Origin of the sequence: Rhizorhabdus antheiae, from assembly GCF_049889055.1 — a bacterium.
Taxonomy (GTDB): Bacteria; Pseudomonadota; Alphaproteobacteria; order Sphingomonadales; family Sphingomonadaceae; genus Rhizorhabdus.
Map to the genome: position 1 here is coordinate 733,587 of NZ_JBLTWO010000001.1, position 20,180 is coordinate 753,766.

Below are 20,180 nucleotides of genomic sequence, written 5' to 3' on the forward strand. Positions count from 1 at the left end.
AAAGTTCAGCGCGTGACCCAGTCGTGCAGCACCTGCTCGACCCGCGCATCGGCCGGCACGCGGTTCAGACCGATGCGACGGTCGAGTTCCTCATGCCAATGATAGATGCGCCGCTCCTGATAGTTGAGCGGCATGCCCCGGAAGCCGTCACTCTCCAGCGATTCCTGGATCTGCGGGGCATATTGGAGATCCTCATAGAGAATCCGCGTCCAGTTATCGATCCGCGTTTCCCACATCGGATGGGGGTTGGCGGGATCGTGATCCGGGCCGATCCAGCTCGACACGACGCGCGAGGTCTTGGGGCCGGTCGGCCAGAATTGCAGGATCGGGATGCCGCTGTCGGACGGCGGCATCACGAAATTGGGATAGATGTGATAGCTGACGTTGTTGTTCGCCGGCAGGTCGGTCACCGTCGGGATCTTCGGCATGCCGATCGTGCCCGGATCCTTCCAGTCGGGACGCGCATTGGGCGTCACCATCCGGCTATGCCCGTTCGGCCAGAGCGTCACGATCATGCCGCGATGGTCAAGAAAGCGGTCGACCGTTTTCTGGTGGATCGACTTGATGTGATAGACTTCGAGAAATGCGTCGAGCAGCACCTTCACATTGCAGCCGACGTCGTAGCTGCGGCTGTCGACGAGGCGCAGATTGTCGAGCTGGAACTGGTCGAGCTCCTTCGCCATCGGGCCGATATGATCGAGCAAAGGCTGCGCCTCGGGATCCTCGTTGACGAAGATCAGGCTGCCGAGCCGCTCGCAGCGGACGGGGACCAGGGAGCGACAGGAAAAGTCGAGATCGACGAAGTCGCGCCGGTCGCGCACGGCGGTCAGCTTGCCGTCGAGCGTGTAGCTCCAGCCATGATAGCCGCAGACGAAGCCGCGCGATTCGCCAGCATCCTCGGTGACCAGCGGCGCGCCGCGATGCTGGCAGGTATTGTAGAAGGCCCGAATCTCGCCGCCCAGATCGCGGACGATGATGATCGGTGAGCCGGTGTTTCGGGTCAGGAACCAGCTGCCCGGATTGGGCGCCTGGTCGACATGGCCGGCATAGAGCCAGGCCTTTTTCCACATCGAGTCCTTCTCGAGCGCAAGAAACTCGGGATCGACATAGCGCTTGCCGGGGATGTCCGGCAGGCTGGGAAAGCCCTCGGGGGCGGCCTTGCGGCCCCGTTCGAAGTCCATCCGTGCGTAATCTTCCACCGCACTGCCGCGACTGATACCGTCCATCGATCCTGTCCCGCCGGTCCTTGTGATCTCTCGATTGACTCGCCCTAACACAGCTGCGCATAAAAACAATCATGAATGATTTTTTGTTGGTCGATGCCTCGCTCTCGCTGCACCATCTGACGGTGCTCGACGCGACACCGCTGGAGCTCATCGAGATCGCGGGCACGCTGCGCTGCGACCATGTCTGCCTGTTCACCCATGTGCCCGAAGAGGGCCGGCAGATGTTCCCGAGCGTCGGCCGGGCTGACATCCCCGTGGTGCGCGAGGCACTCGACCGGGCCGGCGTGTCTCTCTGCAACATCGAATTCTTTCCGATCGACGGCCAGCCCGACTATCCGGCGTTCGAAGAAGCGCTGGCGGTGGGACAGGCGCTGGGCGCGACCAAGGCTACGGTGCACGTCCACGGACTGGACGATGATGAGGCCGTCCACTGGCTGCGCGACTTCTGCGACCGAGCGTCGCCGTTCGGGATCGTCCCCGGGCTCGAGCCCAACGCCTTTTCGGCGGTGCGGTCGGTAGCGCACGCAGCCTCGATCATCCGGCGGGTCGAGCGCGACAATCTCGCCATGGTGTGCGACGCGCTCCATCTGGTGAGGAGCGAAGGACGGGTCGCCGACGTAGCCGAGGCGAGCGCGCTGATCGGCTATTTCCAGATCTGTGACGGTCCGCTGTCGATCGCCGATGAGGATCGTTGGCACGAGGCGATCTTCGAACGCGGCATCCCGGGGACGGGCGCCTTTCCGTTGCTGGAGGCGCTGCCGCTGCTGCGACCGGGCACGGTGATCGACGTGGAAGTTCCGCAGAAGGCAGCGCGCAAGGCAGGGGTAGATGGCCTCGAACGGGCCCGCCGCGCGGTGGATGCGACGCGCTCGATCCTGGCCTCGCTCGACCGGAAGGATGCAGCCCGATGAGTTTTCAGCCGACGATCATTCAATATGCCTGGGTCGTGCCCGACCTGATCGAAGCCGCGCAGCGCTGGCATGCGACCACCGGCATCGGCCCCTTTCTCGTCAATCGCGACCTGAAGCTCGACCAGCCGCGCTATCGCGGCGCACCGTCGACCACGCGTTTCTCGACCGCCGTCGCGCAACATGGCGACGTGCAAGTCGAACTGGTCGAACAACTCGACGACAGCCGCTCGGCCTATCGCGATACGGTGGCCGCCGGACGGACCGGCTTCCACCATGTCGCCTTCATCGCCGGGGATTACGACGCCGACCTCGCCCATTATGTCGACCAGGGCTTCGAAGTCGCGGCCGATGGCCTGTTCGGGCCGATGCGCTATGCCTATGTCGATACGTCCGCGACACTCGGCCACATGATCGAGATCGTCGAAGACAAGCCCGCGATCCGCGCCTTCTTCGGCGCCGTGCGCAAGGCCGCCGAGCGCTGGGACCGCGATCCTGCGACGCTGATCCGCGAACTTTAACTCCCAGTCTGCGCTCGCGGGTGGGCGACCGCCCGCTCGAACCCAAAGCTGCACCCATCATCAACGATCTGCAGCAGTTCGACGACATTGCCGTCGCAGTCGCGGCCATAGGTCGCGCGCGTCGCCGCCGATCCGCCGGGCGGGCCGGTGAACTCCATGCCGAGCGCCAACAGCCGTTCATATTCGGCGAAGACGTCGTCGCAATAGAGGCACAGGTGGATGATGCCATGGTCGCACATGCGGGGCCGCACCGCCTCGCCTTGCGGTGAGGCATATTGGAACACCTCGACATAGAGGTTGCCGAGGCGGATCATCTGGTAGCGCGCCGCGCTGTCCTTCAGCCCGACCATCCGGTCGACACGTTCGTTGCCGACCTCCCAGCCGCCACCGCCGCAGCGTTCGAAGCCGAACCAGCGCTCATAATGATCGACGAAACGGTCGATGTCGGGCGTCGACACCGCCAGATGGTGGACGCCCCGGATCATGACCTGGCAGCCGCGGCAGCAGCGCGCGCCGTCATCACTGCCTCGACGATCTCGGCGTTGCGCGGATTGCGCCGCAGGGTGACGCCTCCATTCACCTGCAGCATCTGCCCGGTCATGAAGCAGGCATCGGAGACGACCCAGGCCACCGCCTCGGCGATGTCGTCGCTCGTGCCCACGCGGCCCAGCGGATATTCCTTGGCGAAGGTCTCGATGATCGCGGGGTTACGGCCCGCCTTGGCCGTCATCGGCGTGACGGTGAAACCGGGGGCCACCGAATTGGCGCGGATGCCGCGGTGACCGAATTCGTTGGCGATGCAGCGGATGACATGGTCGGCGCCGGCCTTGGTGCCCATATAGGCGGCGTGGTCCTCGAGCATGATCGTCGCGGTCGCCGAACTGATCTGCACCAGCGACCCGCCGTCGCGCATCACGCGCAGCATCGCCTGGTAGAAGAGGATCGCCCCGGTGAACTGGAGCGCGGTCATGCGCTCGATCTCTTCCTTGGTCGTGTCGAGGAAGGGCTTGAGCAGACCCCAGCCGGTCGCGTTGACCGCGATGTCGACCCCGCCGAACCGCTCGACCGCAGCCTGACCCAGCCGGGCGAGATCGGCCTCGCTGGTCAGGTCGCACTGCCCCACGGCAAGCCCGTCCAGTTCCTCCGCCAGTTCGGCGAGCGGCTCGGGATCGCGCCCGGCGAGCACGAGTCGCGCACCATCGGCCGCCAGCCTGCGGGCGATGGACTGTGCCATATTGCCTCGCCCGGCCGCCCCCATCACGACCGCGACCTTACCGTCCAGATTCGCCATTTCCGCTCTCCTCTCCCTAGCATTAAAAACAGGCATGACTGCCTTTTTCAATAGCCGATGGGTTGTGCCCGACGGCCAGGAAACCTCGCTTTGCTGCGGCATTCTGCGGGAAAAGGCCTGGCCCCGTAAAAAAGACATTTGTGATTGTTTTATTTCCCGGCGATGATAAGCCTTGCTTGGAGGAGCCTGAAAAATCGATGGATGCCAATCGCCCAGAGGCCGCGACGAACGGCCATGTACGCCCGGATCCCAACGACCCATCCCGCCCGAAGCGCGGCCTGGTGACGGAACAGCTCGCGACGCAGGAGACGGTGTTCCGATCCGATCTGCTCGCCGGTCACCGCATATTGATCACCGGCGGCGGCAGCGGCATGGGCAAGGCGACCGCCTTTCTCGCCACGCGCCTGGGCGCCGATGTCGCGATCTGCGGCCGTAGTCCGGAGAAGCTCGAAACCGTCCAGCGCGAGATCAAGGAGGCCACTGGCCGCGAGATCATGACCGCGTCGATGACGATCCGCGATCCCGAGGCCTGCGAGGCGCTGATCGCCGACGTCTATGAACGGTTCGGCGGCCTCGACACGCTGGTCAACAATGCCGGCGGCCAGTTTCCGCAGAATGCGATCGACTTCAGCCGCAAGGGCTGGCTGGCCGTGATCGACACCAATCTCAACGGCACCTGGTGGATGATGCAGGAGGCGGCCAAGCGCTGGCGCGACAGCGACACGCCCGGCCACGTCATCAACATCGTCGCCAATGTCGAGCGCGGGATGCCGCAGGCGGCGCACACCTGCGCCGCGCGTGCCGGGGTCATCTATCTGTCCAAGACTCTCGCGACCGAATGGGCGCCGTTCAAGGTCCGCGTGAACTGCATCGGCCCTGGCGTGATCGAGACCGAAGGCTTCGGCGTCTATCCGGAGGAAGCGCTCGTCCGCTTCCACAAGGCCAATCCGATGAAGGTCCGCGGCAATGCCTGGGACGTGGCCGAGGCGATTGCCTATCTCGCCTCGCCGGCCGGCCGCTTCATCAACGGCGACCTGATGATCATCGACGGCGGCCAGGCGCAGTGGGGCGTCGTGTGGCCGGGCGGCATGCCCGACTATTTCGCGGAAAATGGCGCGGCCTGAAGGTCCGCCGACAATGGAGAGGTTGATGGGACAGGATCGTGGCGGCCGAGTGGCCGGCAAGGTGGCACTGGTCACCGGCGGTGGATCGGGTCTGGGCAAGGCCGATTGCGAGGCACTGGCGCGCGAGGGCGCGACCGTCGTCGTCACCGACGTGAAGCTCGAACCCGCGCAGAAGGTGGCCGATGCGATCGGCAACGGCGCCGTGGCGATGGTGCTCGACGTCGCGTCCGAGGAGCAGTGGATCGCCACGATCAAGGCGATCGAGGACAGCTTTGGCCGGCTCGATATCCTCGTCAACAATGCGGGCGTGGTGCTGTCGGCCGATGTCGAAGGCACGACGCTCGAGCAGTTCCGCTTCGTCAACGCGGTGATGAACGAGGGCGTATTCCTCGGCTGCAAATATGCGATCCCGCTGATGAACCGCAATGACGGCGGCTCGATCATCAACATGTCGTCGACCGGTGCGTTGCTCGGCTATCCGATCTTCTTCGCCTATTCCGCCGCCAAGGGCGCGGTGCGGTCGATGACCAAGTCGATCGCGGTGATGTGCCAGGAAAAGGGCTACAAGATCCGCTGCAACTCGGTCCATCCCGGCGCGATCGAAACGCCGATGGTGCAGGAGGCCGAGGGCCGGATCGGCCAGGTACAGGCCGTCGCCACCGGCGTTCTGCCTCCCGGCGCAAAGGGGGCGCCCGAAGACGTCGCCGCGATGGTGCTGTTCCTCGCCTCGGATGAATCGCGCTTCGTCAACGGGGCCGAACTGGTCGTGGACAATGGCGTGACCATCCGCCCCTTCTGATCTGTCCTGCGCCCGGCGGCGTTCAGGCACTACCGAGAATGTTGATCGTGAAGGCCAGCACGCCGATGTTGAAGATGAAGGCGGCGAAGCAGTGGCTGACCGCCACCCGCCGCATATGCCGCCCGCTCAATTCGACATCGGATGTCTGGAAGGTCATCCCCAGCGTGAAGGCGAAATAGACGAAGTCCCAATAATCGGGATCGTCGTTGCCGGGGAAGTCCAGCCCACGCGCGTCGCCGCCATCGGCCTGACTGTAATAGAGATGCGCATAATGCAGCGCATAGATCATGTTGCTGAACAGCCAGGCGAGCAGCAGCGTGACGATCACCAGCGCGGTGCCGCTGGCATGAAGATCGCCCTTGCGGCCGAGTTCGAAGCCGACCGCCACCAATATCGTCGTGCAGACGGTGCCGGTGACCGCCAGCAGCATCACCCGATTGGCGTCGTTGCGCTCGGCGGCGTCGCGCATCGCGGGCGGATCCTTGGCGAGCAGCGGAATAACCGACAGCAGGAACAGCGCTGCTCCCGCATCGAAGCCGACCAGCGCCGCCCGCGACCAGCCCAGCCGGTCGAACGCCAGCCAGAAGACCGTTGCCGACAGAAGCAGAAAGGCGAGGAAGCGCGGCGGAGCGACATGATGACCGAGCGCGAGGCGAAGCGACATGGACGATCTTCTAGCGCCGCCGGGACCGCGCGGCTATGGCCCTCCCATGGCCTGGATATTGCTCATCGTCGGCGGCTGCTTCGAAGTCGGCTTCACCACCTGCCTCCGCTTCGTCGACGGCTTCCGCAACATCCCCTGGACGATCGCTTTCCTCGTCTCGGTCACGCTGTCGATGGGCCTGCTCGAACTGTCGAGCCGGTCGATTCCGATGGGCACGGCCTATGCGGTGTGGACCGGCATCGGGGCGATCGGCACCGTGCTCGTCGGGATGATATGGTTCGGCGAACCCGCGACCAGCGTTCGCATCCTGCTGCTGCTGACGATCGTCGCCTGCATCGCCGGACTCAAATTCGTCGCCCACTGAGCAAAGCCGTCAGCCTCTTGCCAGCCGGCGCGCCGGGCTGGCATGCGGGACCGGAACGGCGATCACTCGTCCGTGCGTCAGGAGTGTCATGCGTTATTATCTCGATACCGAGTTCAACGGCTTCGGCGGCGACCTGCTGAGCCTGGCTCTCGTCCCCGAATATGGCGACCAGGACTATTATGTCGTGATCCCGACCGACGCGCCTTACCACCCCTGGGTCGAGAAGCATGTCGTTCCTTATCTCGAATCGGTCCCCCGCACGCTGTACAACCGGCTCGACCGTGTCGCGGCCGCGCATGATGTCGCAGCCTTCCTCGCAGGCGACCCCGATCCGGTCATCATTGCCGACTGGCCCGAGGATATCGCGCTCTTTTGCCGCTTGTTGCTGGTGGGCGAGACCGAGATCGTCGACATCCGTCACATGCGCTTCGAATTCCAGCGCACGCCGGGCTTTTCGACAGCACGCAACAGCGCAGTACCGCACAATGCGCTGCATGACGCCCGCGCGCTGCGCGATCACCTGACCAGCCTCGACTGACCCGACACCGGCCAAGCATCTCTGTCATAGAAGCGCCCGACGCGACCGCTTATGCTGTCGCCCGATATAGAAGGAGAGCAATCCCGATGAAGACCAGCTTCCTCAACCCCATGCGCGCGACGCTCGTCGCGGCGATGGCGCTGCTGATCGCCAGTTGCGGGCAGCAGGCGAAGAAGGACGATGCCGCAGGCGGCGGCTCGGCCGCAGCGGCCGGTGCCCTGTCCGGCGCAGGCGCGACCTTCCCCGCGCCGCTCTATGCAAAATGGGCCGAAAGCTACAAGGCACAGACCGGTGTGGGCCTGAACTATCAGGCGATCGGCTCGGGCGGCGGGATCAAGCAGATCAAGGCCAACACCGTCGATTTCGGCGCGTCGGACAAGCCGCTCAAGGCGGACGAACTGGCTGCCGCCGGCCTGTACCAGTTCCCGACCGTGATGGGCGGCGTCGTACCCGTCGTGAACATCCCCGGCATCACCCCCGGCCAGGTGCGCCTGTCGGGCGAACTGCTCGGCGCGATCTTCCTGGGCGAAGTCGCCAAGTGGACCGACCCGCGCATCGCCGCGCTCAACCCCGGCGTTAAGCTGCCCGCGCTGCCGATCACCGTCGTCCACCGTTCGGACGGATCGGGGACCTCTTTTCTCTTCACCAGCTATCTGACCGCGAAGAGCCCCGCCTGGGGATCGAAGGTCGGTGCCAGCGACGCCGTATCCTGGCCGACCGGCATCGGCGGCAAGGGCAATGACGGCGTCTCCGCCTTCGTGCGCCAGACCAAGGGCTCGATCGGCTATGTCGAATATGCCTATGCCAAGCAGAATCAGATGAGCCACGTCCTGCTGCAGAACAAAGCGGGCGGCTTCGTCGCCCCCTCGGCCGAGAGCTTCGCCGCCGCAGCCGCCGGTGCCGACTGGGCCGCAGCCCCCGGCAATTATCTGCTGCTGCTCGACCAGCCGGGCGAGAAGAGCTGGCCGATCACCGGCGCCACCTTCATCCTGCTCCACACAAAGCAGGAAAATGTCGCCAAGGCGAAGGCCGCGCTCGGCTTCTTCGACTGGGCGATGGGCAAGGGCGACGCCGAAGCAGTTGCGCTCGACTATGTCCCGCTGCCCGCCGAGGTGAAGGCGCTCGTCCGCAAGCAGTGGGCGGAGGCGATCACCGGGCCGAACGGCAAGCCGCTCTACACGCCGGCTCCCTGAGCCGGCTCTCCCGAAACCGAAAAGGGGCCGCCGGCACTGTGCCGACGGCCCCTTTCTTTTGCTGCGGGCCGGAGCGGAGCGCCCCGGCCTGCCGTCCCTTCGGCCCAATCAGTTCGGAACGACGGTGACCGCGCGGCGGTTCTGCGCCCAGGCAGCCTCGTCCGAACCGGTCGCCAGCGGGCGTTCCTTGCCATAGCTGATGACCGAGATGCGCGACGCCGGAACGCCGACGCTCACCAGATAATTCTTCGCGGCATTGGCACGACGCTCGCCAAGGGCGAGGTTGTACTCGCGCGTGCCACGCTCGTCGCAATGGCCTTCTATCGTCACCGAAACGTTCGGATATTTGGCCAGCCACTGGGCCTGGCGGCTCAGCGTCGCCTGATCCTCGGCATCGACATCATAGGAATCGGTGTCGAAGAACACGGTATCGGTGCCGGCCTGCGCCAGAAAATCGGCGCGCGATCCCGGGACCGGGCCGGTCTGCGGCGGCGGCGGCGGCGGGGCCTCCGGCATCGGGGCCGGGGCGGTCTGCGGCGGCGGCGGCGGCAGTTCCTCGGGCTTCTTCTTCGAACAGGCAGCGACGCTCAGTGCCAGCGCGGACACGAGCGCGATCTTAAGGGTCATACGCGCCATCTAAATCTCCTTCCTCAGCTGGTTACGGTTGAATAACGATTTTCATTCCCGGTTTCTCCCAGAAATCCCCTCATGGCAGCAACGGCCCCCAGGCCGGGTCCGACCCGTCGAGCGGGGTCGGGATTGGGCGTTCGTTGACGCCGGTCAGGTCGACCGACCAGAGATCGGCCTTGCCCGACCCCTGCGCGGTACGGAAGAACATGATCACGCGGCCGTTGGGCGACCAGCTCGGGCCTTCGTCCTGCCAGCCATTGGTCAGGATCTTCTCGCCCGAACCATCGATGTTCATGACACCGACATTGAAGCCCCCGCCGATCCGCGTGAAGGCGATCAGGTCGCCACGCGGGCTCCATGCGGCGCTGCCATAGCGGCCCGAACCGAAGCTGATCCGGTTCTGGCTCGAGCCGTCGGCGTTCATCACATAGAGCTGCTGGGTGCCCGAACGATCGCTTTCGAACACGATCTTCGACCCATCAGGCGAATAGCTGGCGCCGGTGTCGATGCCGGGCGAAGTCGTCAGCCGCTGTGGCGTGCCGCCGGTGCTGGCCACGCGATAGATGTCGGTGTTGCCGCCGACCGCCATCGAGAAGACGATATAGCGGCCATCGGGCGAGAAGCGTGGCGAAAAGGTCATGTTCGGCTGATCGACGACCAGCCGCTGCGAGCCCGAGCCGATGTCGTACACGTAAACGCGGGCGCGATTGTTGGTGTAGGACATATAGGTGATCGTCTGCTGGTTCGGCGCGAAGCGCGGCGTCAGAACGATCGACTGCCCGTTGGTCAGGAAGCGGTGGTTGGCGCCATCTTGGTCCATGATCGCCAGACGCTTGATGCGGTTGGTCTTGGGTCCTGTCTCCGAGACATAGACGACGCGGCTGTCGAAATAGGGGCCTTCGCCGGTCAGGCGGGTATAGACCTGATCGGCGCATTTGTGTGCGGCACGGCGCCACTGGCCCGGCTGCACGACGAAGCCCTGCCGCGTCAGTTCGCTGCGCGCCAGAACGTCATAGAGGTAACAGCCGACCGTTAGCGTCCCGTCGCCATTGGCCTGAACGAAGCCCTGGACCAGCGCCTGCGCGCCGCTTTGGGTCCAGAACATATAATCGGGCGCGGTTACCTGCGGGTGGGTAACGGTCTGCATCGCGCTCTTCGGCAGCGGGCTGAACAGGCCGCTATTCTTGAGATCGGCGGTGACCACCTCGGCGACGCGCTGGCCGAGGGCTGCGGTGTCGCCGGCAGGGGTGTTCGCGACCGCCGGGGTCGGCATGCCGGGCACCGCAATCGGCATGGGCTGCGCGATGCCGCCGGTGATGTCGACCTCGAGCTGTGCGGCAGCGGGCGACGCCGCCAGCGTCAAGCTCAACAGGGACAGGGCAAGGCCAAAGCGCATTCTCGTCTCCTTCGCCCCGCTCGGGGCATGCTGCCCAAAGCGGGGGCAATAGTCAAAAAACCGGCCCATCAGTTCATCTGCGCCGGGCGGAAGGTGAAGTTCACATCTTCCCAGCCACCCTCGTACAGGTCGGGCGGAAGCTTGTACGGGGCGCAACGCTGCAACGCCCGGGTGGCGGCTTCGTTCATCTGCCGCACATAGGGCTGGTTGGTGGGCGTCACACCGAGATTGCCGATCACCTCGGGCGCGACCGCGATCGAGCCGTCCGGCTTGAAGCGCAGCCGCACGCGGGTGACGATGCTGGCGGTGTCGGCGCCGCCGGCCGGGATGGTGTAGCAGGGCTTCACCTGGCTCGCGATCAGGGCGACGAGGCCGTTCATCGCGATCGGGCTGATCGCGGCAGCGCGCGGCGCGGCGCCCTTGCCGGCCGACTTCTCGACCGGGATGCCCTTGAGGAAGTCGGTACCGAGCGAGGTGGCCTTCGGCTTGGGCTTCGCGGGGGCGGGCGTTGCCTTCGCTGCTGGCGCGGGCGCGGCTTTCGCCGGGGTCGGGGGCGTCTTCTCGGCCGGCTTCGGCGTGGGCGCAGGCGCGGGCTTGGGGGGAGCCGGCTTGAGGGCAGGCTTCGGGGTCGGCGCGGGCTTGGGCGGCGTCGGCGGAGCGGGCTCGGGCTTGGCGGGCGCCGGCGTCGGCTCGGGCGGTGTCTCCTCGACCGGGCCCAGCTCGGGCGCCTGCGCGGCCTGCGGCGGCTCCTTCGAGATTTCGGGCGCAGCCGAGACGAGCCCGGCCTTGTCGACCAGCATCACGTCCATCGGCTCGCTGAGCTTGGGCATCTGCCGCACGCTCATCAGGTTCAGCGACAGCAGCGCGAGCAGGCCGACATGGCCCGCGATCGACAGCCCCAGCCCTGCACCCTCGGACCGCTTCATTCTCAGGGCACCGCCGGCTCGGGAACTTCGTCCCCGTCGACGCGACCGCCCGCCTGCGGACCGGCCGCCTCGCCCTCGCCCAGCGTAACCAGCGCGACGCGGTTGAGGCCCGCATGGTTGAGCGCGCCCATCACGGCCATCACGCGGCCATAATCGAGCGCGCGGTCGGCCCGCAGGAAGATTTGCGGGCTGTCCTTGCCCTTGCCCGATTTGGCGGCGATTTCGGCGAACTGGGCTTCCATCGCCGCGATCTGGATCTCTCGATCGTCGAGATAGACGCGGCCGTCCTTGTCGATCGACAGCTGGATCGGCTTCTTGTCCTGATCGAGCGCGCCGGCCGAGCTTTCGGGCAGGTCGACGGGCACGCCCGCGAGCAGCAGCGGCGCGGTCACCATGAAGATGATCAGCAGCACCAGCATCACGTCGACGAGCGGCGTGACGTTGATCTCCGCCATCGGCGCGCGCCGGCCGCCGCGTCCGGAAACGGGACCGCCCATGCCCATCAGAGGCGCTCCAGTTCCCGGCTGAGGGTCATGTGGATCGCATCGCCGAAGCGGTGGAGCTGGCCCTCGATCTTGGACACCGTATGGAGAAGCCGGTTATAGGCGATGACCGCCGGGATCGCGGCGAACAGGCCCAGCGCGGTCGCGAACAGTGCCTCGGCGATGCCGGGCGCGACGACGCCGAGCGAGGTGTTCTGCGACGCCGCGATGTCGGTGAAGCTGCGCATGATCCCCCAGACTGTGCCGAACAGCCCGACGAAGGGCGCGACCGAACCGACGGTGGCGAGGATGTTCAGCCGATCCGACAGCCGATCGATCTCGTTACCGGCCGCCGCGCCGAGTGCATTGGCCAGCCGCGCGCGGGTGCCCTCGCGGTCGATCGCCTGGCCCGAGCGGACCGAGCGGCGCCATTCGGCGACGCCGGCCGAAAAGACCTTGGCGGCGGGGATGTCCTGCCGACCGGGCCCTTCATAGAATTTGTCGATATCCTCGGACTTCCAGAAATCCGCCTCGAAGCCCTTGCTCGCCTTGAGCGCGCGGCCCAGCGACAGGCTGCCGGACAGGATGATCGTCCAGGTCCAGATGCTGGCTGCGAGCAGGCCGATCATCACCGCCTTCACGACGATGTCGGCCTGGAGGAAGAGAGCGATGGGCGATAGCGCCGAAGCCGATGCGGAGACCGCCATTTCCTGCATCATCAATTCAATCCGTCCCTTTTCAATCTCTCGCCGCTTTGAGGCGCTCGAATGTCTCGATCCAGTGGCGGGGCTGACGCTTCGGACGGCCGTCCGAGCCGATCAGGGCAACCGAGACATCGGCTTGCACCAATGTTTCGGGTCCGCGCATGACTCTCTGATGAACGATGCATGAGGCACCCCGGATAGTCCCCATGCGGCTGATCACCAGCAGCTCGTCGTCGAGCCGGCCCGGCGCGCGATAGCGCAGGCCCAGTTCGACGACGACATAATTGCCCTCGCCACGCTCCATCGCGCCACGCTGGTCGATTCCGGCCAGCCGCATCATGTCGCTGCGCGCCCGCTCCATGAACCGCAAATAGCTCGCATGATAAACGACGCCGCCCGCATCGGTATCCTCGAAATAGACGCGCAGCGCGAAATGATGCGCGCCCGCTTCGAAGCGTCCGGAATAGGGTGTGTCGTGCATTGTCGCCTGTTTAAGCGATCGCGGCCCGAAATGAACGGATATTCGCCGAAAGCGGCTCGGTTCGCCCTGCAGGAACGTCGATCCGGCGATGTCGCGACCGCAGCGGACGTCAGACGCCGTCGAACAGACCGTCCTGCCCGGCCTCGGGCGGCGGCGCGATGCCGAGATGCTTCCAGCCGCGCCCGTTGAGGCAGCGCCCGCGCGCGGTGCGGGCGATCAGGCCCAGCTGGATCAGATAGGGCTCGATCACGTCCTCGATCGTGTCGCGCGGTTCGGACAGGCCGGCGGCCAGGGTCTCCACCCCGACCGGCCCGCCCCGATAGATATCGGCGATCATGTGGAGATAGCGCCGGTCCATCGCGTCGAGGCCAAGGCTGTCGACCTCGAGCCGGTTGAGCGCCTGGTCGGCCAGCTTGGCGTCGACGATCTCGGACCCCAGCACATGCGCGAAGTCGCGGACCCGGCGCAGCAGCCGGCCGGCGATGCGCGGCGTGCCCCGCGCGCGCCGCGCGATTTCGACCGCCCCGTCGGGTGCGATCGGCAGGTCGAGCAGGCGCGAAGCGCGGGTGACGACCTTCTCCAGCTCGTCCACGGTATAGAATTGCAGCCGGATCGGAATGCCGAAGCGGTCGCGCAAGGGGGTGGTGATCAGCCCCTGCCGCGTGGTGGCACCGACCAGGGTGAAGCGCGGCAGATCGATCCGCACGCTGCGCGCCGACGGCCCCTCGCCGATCATCAGGTCGAGCGCGCGGTCCTCCATCGCCGGATAGAGCACCTCCTCGACCTGCGGCTGAAGCCGGTGAATCTCGTCGATGAAGAGGACGTCGCCATCCTCGAGATTGGTCAGCAGCGCGGCGAGATCACCCGACTTGGCGATCACCGGACCGGAGGTCGCGCGGAAGCCCGCCCCCATCTCCTTGGCGATGATCTGCGCGAGCGTGGTCTTGCCGAGACCCGGCGGGCCGAAGAACAGGACATGGTCGAGCGCATCGCCGCGCCTGCGCGCCGCCTCGATGAACACCCGCAGATTGTCGCGAGCCGCCTGCTGCCCGACGAACTCGTCGAGCGACCTGGGACGCAGCGCTGCGTCGACATCCTCGGGACGTCGGCCGGCAGAAAGGAGGCGATCGGGTTCGGTCATGACTGGTGGTCGTTCCCTAACCGTTCTTGGCCCCCGCTGTCGACCTCGCTCGTCGGACAATGTGCCTGCGGGCGTGGACAGGAGCGGACGGCGATGGCACCACGCCGCCGCCGACGCCCCTTTCATCGGAGCCTGACTTGACCATTGCCCGCACCAGACCGCCCGTCCTGCTGCGCCCGCATCTGCCGCTGCCGGCGCTCCGCCCGGCGCTGGAGGAGCGGTTCGAACTGCGCTCCGAGCCGGGGCCGGGAATCACCGCGATGGTCGCCTCCGGGATTGTCGATGCGGCGCTGATGGACAGCCTGCCCGACCTGAAGCTGATCGCGCTCGGCACGGTGGGTTATGACGGCGTCGACCTCGATCATGCGCGCCGCCGCGGCATAAGCGTCACCAACACGCCCGACGTCCTCACCGACGATGTCGCCGACCTGGCGGTGGCGCTGATCCTCGCGGTCCATCGCAAGCTGCCGCGCGACGACGCCCATGTCCGCGCCGGGCGCTGGCCGGTCGAGGGGCAGCCTTCGCTGACCCGTCGCTTCAGCGGACGCCGCAGCGGTATCGTCGGGCTCGGCCGGATCGGTCTGGCCATTGCGCAGCGGCTGGAGGGGTTCGGCGGTGAGATCGCCTATCATGCGCGGCATCGGCGCGACGATGTGCTCTATCGCTACGCCGATAGCCCGGAAGCGTTGGCTGCATCGGTCGACGTGCTCGTCGTCGCGACCCCGGGCGGCGGCGAAACCGCGAAGCTGATCGACCGGCGGGTGATCGACGCACTCGGGCCGGATGGCGTGATCGTCAATATCGCGCGCGGGTCGGTGATCGACGAGGAGGCGCTGGTGGCGGCGCTCGTCGATGGCCGGCTGGGCGGGGCAGGGCTCGACGTCTTCGCGCAGGAACCGCATGTGCCCGACGCGCTGCTGGCGATGGACAATGTCGTGCTGCTGCCGCACCAGGGCAGCGGCACCATAGAGACGCGCGCCGCAATGGCGGCTCTGGTCGTCGCCAATCTCGACGCCTTCTTCGCAGGTCAGCCGCTGCCGACGCCGATCAACTAGCGATTATTTTGCGGCCTTGCGCAGCGCCAGCCGGACGACCGCGTCGAGCGTAGCCGTGGGACCGAGCTCTTCGACTGCAGCACCTACGGCGTGGCTCGCTTCGGCGGGCTTGAAGCCGAGATTGCCGAGCGCCGAGACCGCATCCTCCGCGACGCCGCCTTTGGGCACAGCAGCCGGAGAAAGCCCGGCGGCCAGCCCGACGACGCCCATCTTGTCCTTGAGTTCGTTGACGATTCGCATGGCGAGCTTGGGGCCGACGCCATTGGCCCGGGCGACCATCGCCTTGTCCCCGGTCGCCACCGCGCGCGACAATTCGCCCGCATCGAGCACCGACAGGATCGACAGCGCGACCCGCCCGCCGACGCCCTGGACACTGGTCAGCAGGCGAAAGGAATCGCGTTCGCCGGCCGAGCCGAAGCCGTAGAGAGTGATCGCATCCTCGCGCACCTGCATCTCGGTGAACAGCAGCACGTCGCCGCCGACCTCGCCGATCGCCGACAAGGTCCGCGCCGAACACCAGACGAGATAGCCGACTCCGCCGACGTCGAGCACGGCATGGTCGGCGGTGCTTTCGGCGAGGGTGCCGCGCAGCCGGGCGATCATGGGATGATCCGGCGCATGGCGCGCGCGCTGGCGAGATGATGGGCATGGGTTATCGCCACCGCCAGCGCGTCCGCTGCATCCGGACCGGCCAGCTTCGCCCCCGGCAGCAACACCTTCACCATCGCCTGCACCTGCCTCTTCTCCGCCCCGCCGGTTCCCACGACCGCCTTCTTCACGATCGACGGGTGATACTCACCGACGCTCACTTCCGCCAGCGCCGCCGCCAGAAGCACGACGCCGCGCGCCTGGCCGAGCTTGAGCGTCGACTGCGCATTGGAATTGCCGAGCACCTCCTCGACCGCCGCGCCCTCTGGCCGGTAACTTCGGATGATCTCGGACAGTGCGCCGTGCAGGAGATAAAGCCGACGTGACAATTCCATCGACGGCTCGGTCTTGATCTGCCCGTTGGCGACGTGACTCAGCCGGTTCCCATCAGCGGCGATGACGCCCCAGCCGGTTGTGCCAAGGCCTGGATCGAAACCGATGAGGATCATTAGGATTTCCTATTCCGGCTCGAACAGCCCCTCTCCTTTAGGGGAGGGGTTGGGGTGGGGCCACCGATCCGGGAGTGCCGCCAAAGTTCTTGCGATGAGCTCCAGCACCCCACTGATGTTGGTCATAACATCTTCGTTAGTGAATCGGATTGTCCGATAGCCTAGCTTTTCGAGATGAGCATCCCGCAGCTTATCCGCCTCAACGTCGTGGGTATCGCCGTCGATCTCGATAACCAGCGCTTTGGCGGGGCAGAGAAAGTCGACGATGAACCCATCGATCACCGATTGCCGCCGTATCTTGTAACCGATCTGAGAGTTGGACAGGCTCCGCCAGAGCCGCTTTTCGGGCTCGGTCGGGTTGTTGCGCATCAAGCGCGCTCGGTCGCCTAGGCTCTCGATCTGCCCCACCCCTTCCCAGCATGGCGGCTCTTTGCCCTCTCCGGGGGAGAGGGCGGCCGCCCTGCTCCTGAAGGGGAGGGGCTTATATCTTGGCTTACCTAAGTATTCTGCGTTTACCCCAGCTTCGCCATGACCTCTTCGGGGACGTCGTAATTGCCCCAGACGGTCTGGACGTCGTCATCATCGTCGAGCGCGTCGATCAGCTTCAGGAGCTTGGCGGCGTCCTCCTCGCCGACGCTGACCTGGGTCTGCGGGCGCCAGGCGAGCTTCGCTCCGTCGGCCTCGCCCAGCACGGTTTCGAGCGCCTTGGCGACTTCATGGAGCGAGTCGATCGCGGTCCAGATCTCATGGCCCTCCTCGGACGAGGTCACGTCCTCGGCGCCCGCTTCGAGCGCGGCCTCGAACACCTTGTCCGGATCGCCGGCCGAGGCCGGGTAATTGATCAGGCCGAGCCGGTCGAAGCCATGGCTGACCGAGCCGCCCGCTCCCAGATTGCCGCCATTTTTCGACACCGCCGTGCGGACGTTGGTCGCCGTGCGGTTTCGGTTGTCGGTCAGTGCCTCGATGATCAGCGCGACGCCGCCCGGGCCGAAGCCCTCATAGCGGATCTCTTCGTAATTGGTGTCGTCGCCGCCGGCCGCCTTGTTGATCGACCGCTCGATATTGTCCTTCGGCAGGCCTTCCTTGCGCGCGGTGATCACCGCCTGGCGCAGGCGTGCGTTCATCGCCGGGTCGGGCAGACCCATGCGGGCCGCCACCGTGATTTCGCGGCTAAGCTTGGAAAAGAGCGCCGAGCGCTTCTTATCCTGCGCACCCTTGCGGTGCATGATGTTCTTGAATTTGCTATGACCGGCCATTGCCGTCCCGTCCTGCGCTGTCCCTGGATGGCCGGCTCTCTAGCCTTGCGAGCAGGCGGGTGGCAAGCCGAGTCCGGACTCGCCGCCCCGCCCTGGGTGCGCTCAGTCCACGAACAGCAGCGCCGGCGTCTCCAGAAGACGCTTGAGCGCCTGCACGAAACTGGCGGCGTCCCAGCCATCGACGACACGGTGATCGCACGAGATCGACAGGTTCATCAGCTTGGCAGCCACCACCTGCCCGTCGCGGAACACCGGCCGCTCGACCACCTTGTTCGGCCCGATGATCGCCACCTCGGGCCGGTTGATCACCGGCGTCGTCGCGATGCCGCCCAGCGGGCCGAGCGAGGTAATCGTCAGGGTCGAGCCCGACAGTTCGTCCGACTTCGCCTTGCCGCTGCGCGCCGCTTCGGCCAGCCGCACGATCTCCGACGCCAGCTGCCAGACATTGCGCGCCTCGGCGTTGCGGATCACCGGGACCATCAACCCGGCATCGGTCTGCGTCGCCATGCCCAGATGCACCGCGCCCGAGCGGGTCACGACCCCCGCCTCGTCGTCGTAGCGCGCGTTGATCATCGGGAAGTCGGGCAGCGTCCTGCAGATCGCCGTGATCAGCAACGGCAGCATCGTCAGCTTCGGCTTGGCCCCGCGCGTCGCATTGAGGTCGGTGCGCAGCGCCTCCAGCTTGGTGACATCGATCTCCTCGACATAGGTGAAGTGGGGGATGGCGCGCTTGGCCGCCGCCATATTCTCCGCGATCCGGCGGCGCAGGCCGATCACCTTGACCTGCTCGTCGCCGCGCGCGGCACCGGGCGCGCGGTAGCCGCCGCCGGCATTGTAGGTCAGGAAGGCGTCCAGATCGGCATGGCGCACGCGCCCGTCCGCCGCCGCCTTCACCTGCGCCAGATCGATGCCCAGATCCTTCGCCCGCTGGCGCACCGCCGGGGACGCGAGCACGCGGTGCCGCTCGGTTGGTGCCGGTTCGGGCTCCTGAGCCGCAGCGACGACGGGCGCAGCCTCGGGCTTCGCCTCGACCGGTGTCGGCATGGGATCGGGCTTGACCACCTGTGCGACCTCGACCGGGGCAACCTCGACGACCGGCGCCGGCGCCTCTTCGACCGCCGCATCGCGCTCGACCTCGAACACTGCCAGGATCGAACCGATCGCCACCTGCTCGCCGACCTCCCCGGTCAGCCGCACCACCCGGCCCGCCACCGGCGCGGTCATCTCGACCGTCGCCTTGTCGGTCATCAGGTCGGCCAGCGGCGCGTCCTCCTCGACCATATCGCCCACCGCCACATGCCAGGCGACGATCTCCGCCTCGGCTATGCCCTCGCCGATGTCGGGAAGCTTGAATTCATAGGTCGCCATGTCGGATCAATCCTGCATCACGCGCTTGAGCGCCTGGGTGAGACGGACGGGGCCGGGGAAATAGGCCCATTCGAGGCTGTGCGGATAAGGCGTGTCCCAGCCGGTCACGCGCTGCACGGGGGCCTCGAGCCAGTGGAAGCAATGTTCCTGGATGAGCGCCGAAAGCTCGGCGCCATAGCCGGCGGTCTTCGTCGCCTCGTGCACCACGACGCAGCGGCCGGTCTTCTTCACCGAGGCTGCGACCGCCTCGATGTCGAGCGGGACCAGGGTGCGCAGGTCGATGATCTCGGCGTCGACGCCGCTCTCCTCGACCACGCCCTTCGCTACATGGACCATGGTGCCGTAGCAGAGGATGGTGACGTCGCCGCCCTCGCGCACGACCTTCGCCTTGCCCAGTTCGATCCGGTAATGGCCCGTCGGCACCTCGCTTTCGGGAAAGCGGCTCCATGGCGCCACCGGGCGGTCATAATGGCCGTCGAACGGGCCATTGTAGATGCGCTTGGGCTCGAAGAAGATGACCGGGTCATTGTCCTCGATCGCGGCGATCAGCAGGCCCTTGGCATCATAAGGGTTGGACGGGATCACCGTCTTGAGCCCTGCAACATGGGTGAAGATGCCCTCGGGGCTCTGGCTGTGCGTCTGCCCACCGAAAATGCCGCCACCGAAGGGCGTCCGCACCGTGATCGGCGCGGTATACTCGCCCGCCGAGCGATAGCGCAGCCGCGCCGCTTCCGACACCAGCTGGTCGAGCGCGGGATAGATATAGTCGGCGAACTGGATCTCGGGCACCGGGCGCAGGCCATAGGTCGCCATGCCGACCGCCACGCCGATGATGCCGCACTCGCTGATCGGCGTATCGAACACGCGAGTCTTGCCGTAGCGCTTCTGCAGCCCCTCGGTCGCCTTGAAGACGCCGCCGAAGAAGCCGACATCTTCGCCGAGCACGACGATGCCCTCGTCGCGCTCCATCGACACGTCGAGCGCCGAGTTGATCGCCTGGATCATGTTCATGGTGC

24 protein-coding genes and 1 pseudogene are annotated in these 20,180 nt (G+C 66.3%); 8 read left to right on the forward strand and 17 right to left on the reverse strand.

Translation table 11 applies throughout. The features are described from left to right. Positions 1–5: 5 nt before the first annotated feature. On the reverse strand, positions 6–1,226 hold the full coding sequence (locus ACNI3R_RS03400) for an aromatic ring-hydroxylating oxygenase subunit alpha (protein ID WP_426179892.1): 1,221 nt from the start codon (positions 1,224–1,226) through the stop codon (positions 6–8). 71 nt (positions 1,227–1,297) lie between these two features. On the opposite strand from ACNI3R_RS03400, the gene ACNI3R_RS03405 reads away from it, so the two are divergent. Both ACNI3R_RS03405 and ACNI3R_RS03410 read left to right on the forward strand, forming a co-directional pair. Then, positions 1,298–2,137, forward strand: a complete 840-nt coding sequence (locus ACNI3R_RS03405) for a sugar phosphate isomerase/epimerase family protein (RefSeq protein WP_426179894.1) — start codon at positions 1,298–1,300, stop codon at positions 2,135–2,137. Next, positions 2,134–2,655: a VOC family protein gene (locus tag ACNI3R_RS03410; protein ID WP_426179896.1), complete on the forward strand. Its 522-nt coding sequence runs from the start codon at positions 2,134–2,136 to the stop codon at positions 2,653–2,655. Before ACNI3R_RS03405 ends, ACNI3R_RS03410 begins: the two co-directional genes overlap by 4 nt. On the opposite strand, the gene ACNI3R_RS03415 is transcribed toward ACNI3R_RS03410, so the two are convergent. After that, positions 2,652–3,140, reverse strand: a complete 489-nt coding sequence (locus ACNI3R_RS03415; protein WP_426179898.1) for a VOC family protein — start codon at positions 3,138–3,140, stop codon at positions 2,652–2,654. The genes ACNI3R_RS03410 and ACNI3R_RS03415 overlap by 4 nt on opposite strands. After that, the gene (locus ACNI3R_RS03420) at positions 3,137–3,946 is read right to left on the reverse strand and encodes an SDR family oxidoreductase (RefSeq protein ID WP_426179900.1); all 810 of its coding nucleotides are present in this window, start codon (positions 3,944–3,946) and stop codon (positions 3,137–3,139) included. Before ACNI3R_RS03420 ends, ACNI3R_RS03415 begins: the two co-directional genes overlap by 4 nt. 281 nt (positions 3,947–4,227) lie before the next feature. Between ACNI3R_RS03420 and ACNI3R_RS03425 the strand changes: the two genes are divergently transcribed. Together ACNI3R_RS03425 and ACNI3R_RS03430 are read left to right on the forward strand one after the other, a co-directional pair. Then, entirely contained in the window at positions 4,228–5,070 is an 843-nt protein-coding gene (locus tag ACNI3R_RS03425) for an SDR family oxidoreductase (protein ID WP_426179902.1), read from the forward strand. Positions 5,071–5,095: 25 nt separating this feature from the next. Continuing rightward, positions 5,096–5,869: an SDR family oxidoreductase gene (locus tag ACNI3R_RS03430; RefSeq protein ID WP_426179903.1), complete on the forward strand. Its 774-nt coding sequence runs from the start codon at positions 5,096–5,098 to the stop codon at positions 5,867–5,869. Positions 5,870–5,891: 22 nt separating this feature from the next. On the opposite strand, the gene ACNI3R_RS03435 is transcribed toward ACNI3R_RS03430, so the two are convergent. Further along, positions 5,892–6,533 carry a DUF1345 domain-containing protein gene (locus ACNI3R_RS03435; protein WP_426179905.1) on the reverse strand — a complete coding sequence of 214 codons (642 nt, stop codon included), beginning with the start codon at positions 6,531–6,533 and terminating at the stop codon, positions 5,892–5,894. On the opposite strand from ACNI3R_RS03435, the gene ACNI3R_RS03440 reads away from it, so the two are divergent. From ACNI3R_RS03440 to pstS, 3 genes are all read left to right on the forward strand, one after another. After that, positions 6,532–6,897, forward strand: a complete 366-nt coding sequence (locus ACNI3R_RS03440) for a DMT family transporter (protein WP_426179906.1) — start codon at positions 6,532–6,534, stop codon at positions 6,895–6,897. The genes ACNI3R_RS03435 and ACNI3R_RS03440 overlap by 2 nt on opposite strands. A gap of 88 nt (positions 6,898–6,985) precedes the next feature. Continuing rightward, on the forward strand, positions 6,986–7,435 hold the full coding sequence (locus tag ACNI3R_RS03445) for a hypothetical protein (protein WP_426179908.1): 450 nt from the start codon (positions 6,986–6,988) through the stop codon (positions 7,433–7,435). Between the two features lie 86 nt (positions 7,436–7,521). After that, on the forward strand, positions 7,522–8,628 hold the full coding sequence (gene pstS, locus ACNI3R_RS03450; RefSeq protein ID WP_426179910.1) for a phosphate ABC transporter substrate-binding protein PstS: 1,107 nt from the start codon (positions 7,522–7,524) through the stop codon (positions 8,626–8,628). 108 nt (positions 8,629–8,736) lie between these two features. Here pstS and pal read toward each other — a convergent pair whose 3' ends face one another. From pal to ruvB, 7 genes and pseudogenes are all read right to left on the reverse strand, one after another. Beyond that, positions 8,737–9,264 (reverse strand): peptidoglycan-associated lipoprotein Pal, encoded by a 528-nt coding sequence (gene pal, locus ACNI3R_RS03455; RefSeq protein ID WP_426179912.1) that lies wholly within the window; start codon positions 9,262–9,264, stop codon positions 8,737–8,739. 70 nt (positions 9,265–9,334) lie between these two features. Then, positions 9,335–10,612 (reverse strand): annotated as a pseudogene (gene tolB / locus ACNI3R_RS03460) (Tol-Pal system beta propeller repeat protein TolB); the annotation flags it as partial. 110 nt (positions 10,613–10,722) lie between these two features. Then, the gene (locus ACNI3R_RS03465) at positions 10,723–11,580 is read right to left on the reverse strand and encodes a hypothetical protein (protein ID WP_426179913.1); all 858 of its coding nucleotides are present in this window, start codon (positions 11,578–11,580) and stop codon (positions 10,723–10,725) included. A 2-nt stretch (positions 11,581–11,582) separates the two neighbouring features. Next, a complete protein-coding gene (tolR, locus tag ACNI3R_RS03470; protein WP_426179915.1) occupies positions 11,583–12,083 on the reverse strand; it encodes a protein TolR in 501 nt (166 codons plus the stop codon). Next, the gene (tolQ, locus tag ACNI3R_RS03475; RefSeq protein ID WP_426179917.1) at positions 12,083–12,781 is read right to left on the reverse strand and encodes a protein TolQ; all 699 of its coding nucleotides are present in this window, start codon (positions 12,779–12,781) and stop codon (positions 12,083–12,085) included. Before tolQ ends, tolR begins: the two co-directional genes overlap by 1 nt. Positions 12,782–12,800: 19 nt before the next feature. After that, positions 12,801–13,247 (reverse strand): YbgC/FadM family acyl-CoA thioesterase, encoded by a 447-nt coding sequence (locus ACNI3R_RS03480; RefSeq protein WP_426179919.1) that lies wholly within the window; start codon positions 13,245–13,247, stop codon positions 12,801–12,803. Positions 13,248–13,356: 109 nt separating this feature from the next. Beyond that, the gene (gene ruvB, locus ACNI3R_RS03485; RefSeq protein WP_426179921.1) at positions 13,357–14,388 is read right to left on the reverse strand and encodes a Holliday junction branch migration DNA helicase RuvB; all 1,032 of its coding nucleotides are present in this window, start codon (positions 14,386–14,388) and stop codon (positions 13,357–13,359) included. Positions 14,389–14,525: 137 nt separating this feature from the next. Here ruvB and ACNI3R_RS03490 point away from each other — a divergent pair, with 137 nt between their 5' ends. Further along, entirely contained in the window at positions 14,526–15,443 is a 918-nt protein-coding gene (locus ACNI3R_RS03490; RefSeq protein WP_426179923.1) for a 2-hydroxyacid dehydrogenase, read from the forward strand. Positions 15,444–15,446: 3 nt separating this feature from the next. Here the strand turns inward: ACNI3R_RS03490 and ruvA are convergent, their stop codons facing one another. The 6 genes from ruvA to ACNI3R_RS03520 all read right to left on the reverse strand — a co-directional run bounded on the left by ruvA (position 15,447) and on the right by ACNI3R_RS03520 (position 20,175). Continuing rightward, the gene (gene ruvA / locus ACNI3R_RS03495) at positions 15,447–16,046 is read right to left on the reverse strand and encodes a Holliday junction branch migration protein RuvA (RefSeq protein WP_426179925.1); all 600 of its coding nucleotides are present in this window, start codon (positions 16,044–16,046) and stop codon (positions 15,447–15,449) included. Then, positions 16,043–16,540, reverse strand: coding sequence for a crossover junction endodeoxyribonuclease RuvC (ruvC, locus tag ACNI3R_RS03500; RefSeq protein ID WP_296624217.1), 498 nt, complete (start codon positions 16,538–16,540; stop codon positions 16,043–16,045). Before ruvC ends, ruvA begins: the two co-directional genes overlap by 4 nt. Positions 16,541–16,549: 9 nt before the next feature. Further along, positions 16,550–16,909, reverse strand: coding sequence for an endonuclease domain-containing protein (locus ACNI3R_RS03505; protein WP_426179927.1), 360 nt, complete (start codon positions 16,907–16,909; stop codon positions 16,550–16,552). A gap of 143 nt (positions 16,910–17,052) precedes the next feature. Further along, positions 17,053–17,796: a YebC/PmpR family DNA-binding transcriptional regulator gene (locus ACNI3R_RS03510; RefSeq protein WP_426179928.1), complete on the reverse strand. Its 744-nt coding sequence runs from the start codon at positions 17,794–17,796 to the stop codon at positions 17,053–17,055. Between the two features lie 102 nt (positions 17,797–17,898). After that, positions 17,899–19,164: a dihydrolipoamide acetyltransferase family protein gene (locus ACNI3R_RS03515; RefSeq protein WP_426179930.1), complete on the reverse strand. Its 1,266-nt coding sequence runs from the start codon at positions 19,162–19,164 to the stop codon at positions 17,899–17,901. Positions 19,165–19,170: 6 nt separating this feature from the next. After that, complete coding sequence (locus ACNI3R_RS03520; protein WP_426180259.1) at positions 19,171–20,175, reverse strand: alpha-ketoacid dehydrogenase subunit beta; 1,005 nt, start codon at positions 20,173–20,175, stop codon at positions 19,171–19,173. Positions 20,176–20,180: the final 5 nt, after the last annotated feature.

Excerpts from the sequence above, each read along its gene's own strand:
- ACNI3R_RS03400 (WP_426179892.1), bottom strand. The coding sequence starts at position 1,226 with ATGGACGGTATCAGTCGCGGCAGTGCGGTGGAAGATTACGCACGGATG.
- ACNI3R_RS03405 (WP_426179894.1), top strand. The coding sequence starts at position 1,298 with ATGAATGATTTTTTGTTGGTCGATGCCTCGCTCTCGCTGCACCATCTG.
- ACNI3R_RS03410 (WP_426179896.1), top strand. The coding sequence starts at position 2,134 with ATGAGTTTTCAGCCGACGATCATTCAATATGCCTGGGTCGTGCCCGAC.
- ACNI3R_RS03415 (WP_426179898.1), bottom strand. The coding sequence starts at position 3,140 with ATGATCCGGGGCGTCCACCATCTGGCGGTGTCGACGCCCGACATCGAC.
- ACNI3R_RS03420 (WP_426179900.1), bottom strand. The coding sequence starts at position 3,946 with ATGGCGAATCTGGACGGTAAGGTCGCGGTCGTGATGGGGGCGGCCGGG.
- ACNI3R_RS03430 (WP_426179903.1), top strand. The coding sequence starts at position 5,096 with ATGGGACAGGATCGTGGCGGCCGAGTGGCCGGCAAGGTGGCACTGGTC.
- ACNI3R_RS03440 (WP_426179906.1), top strand. The coding sequence starts at position 6,532 with ATGGACGATCTTCTAGCGCCGCCGGGACCGCGCGGCTATGGCCCTCCC.
- ACNI3R_RS03435 (WP_426179905.1), bottom strand. The coding sequence starts at position 6,533 with ATGTCGCTTCGCCTCGCGCTCGGTCATCATGTCGCTCCGCCGCGCTTC.
- ACNI3R_RS03445 (WP_426179908.1), top strand. The coding sequence starts at position 6,986 with ATGCGTTATTATCTCGATACCGAGTTCAACGGCTTCGGCGGCGACCTG.
- pstS (WP_426179910.1), top strand. The coding sequence starts at position 7,522 with ATGAAGACCAGCTTCCTCAACCCCATGCGCGCGACGCTCGTCGCGGCG.
- pal (WP_426179912.1), bottom strand. The coding sequence starts at position 9,264 with ATGGCGCGTATGACCCTTAAGATCGCGCTCGTGTCCGCGCTGGCACTG.
- ACNI3R_RS03465 (WP_426179913.1), bottom strand. The coding sequence starts at position 11,580 with ATGAAGCGGTCCGAGGGTGCAGGGCTGGGGCTGTCGATCGCGGGCCAT.
- tolR (WP_426179915.1), bottom strand. The coding sequence starts at position 12,083 with ATGGGCATGGGCGGTCCCGTTTCCGGACGCGGCGGCCGGCGCGCGCCG.
- tolQ (WP_426179917.1), bottom strand. The coding sequence starts at position 12,781 with ATGATGCAGGAAATGGCGGTCTCCGCATCGGCTTCGGCGCTATCGCCC.
- ACNI3R_RS03480 (WP_426179919.1), bottom strand. The coding sequence starts at position 13,247 with ATGCACGACACACCCTATTCCGGACGCTTCGAAGCGGGCGCGCATCAT.
- ruvB (WP_426179921.1), bottom strand. The coding sequence starts at position 14,388 with ATGACCGAACCCGATCGCCTCCTTTCTGCCGGCCGACGTCCCGAGGAT.
- ruvA (WP_426179925.1), bottom strand. The coding sequence starts at position 16,046 with ATGATCGCCCGGCTGCGCGGCACCCTCGCCGAAAGCACCGCCGACCAT.
- ruvC (WP_296624217.1), bottom strand. The coding sequence starts at position 16,540 with ATGATCCTCATCGGTTTCGATCCAGGCCTTGGCACAACCGGCTGGGGC.
- ACNI3R_RS03505 (WP_426179927.1), bottom strand. The coding sequence starts at position 16,909 with ATGCGCAACAACCCGACCGAGCCCGAAAAGCGGCTCTGGCGGAGCCTG.
- ACNI3R_RS03510 (WP_426179928.1), bottom strand. The coding sequence starts at position 17,796 with ATGGCCGGTCATAGCAAATTCAAGAACATCATGCACCGCAAGGGTGCG.
- ACNI3R_RS03515 (WP_426179930.1), bottom strand. The coding sequence starts at position 19,164 with ATGGCGACCTATGAATTCAAGCTTCCCGACATCGGCGAGGGCATAGCC.
- ACNI3R_RS03520 (WP_426180259.1), bottom strand. The coding sequence starts at position 20,175 with ATGAACATGATCCAGGCGATCAACTCGGCGCTCGACGTGTCGATGGAG.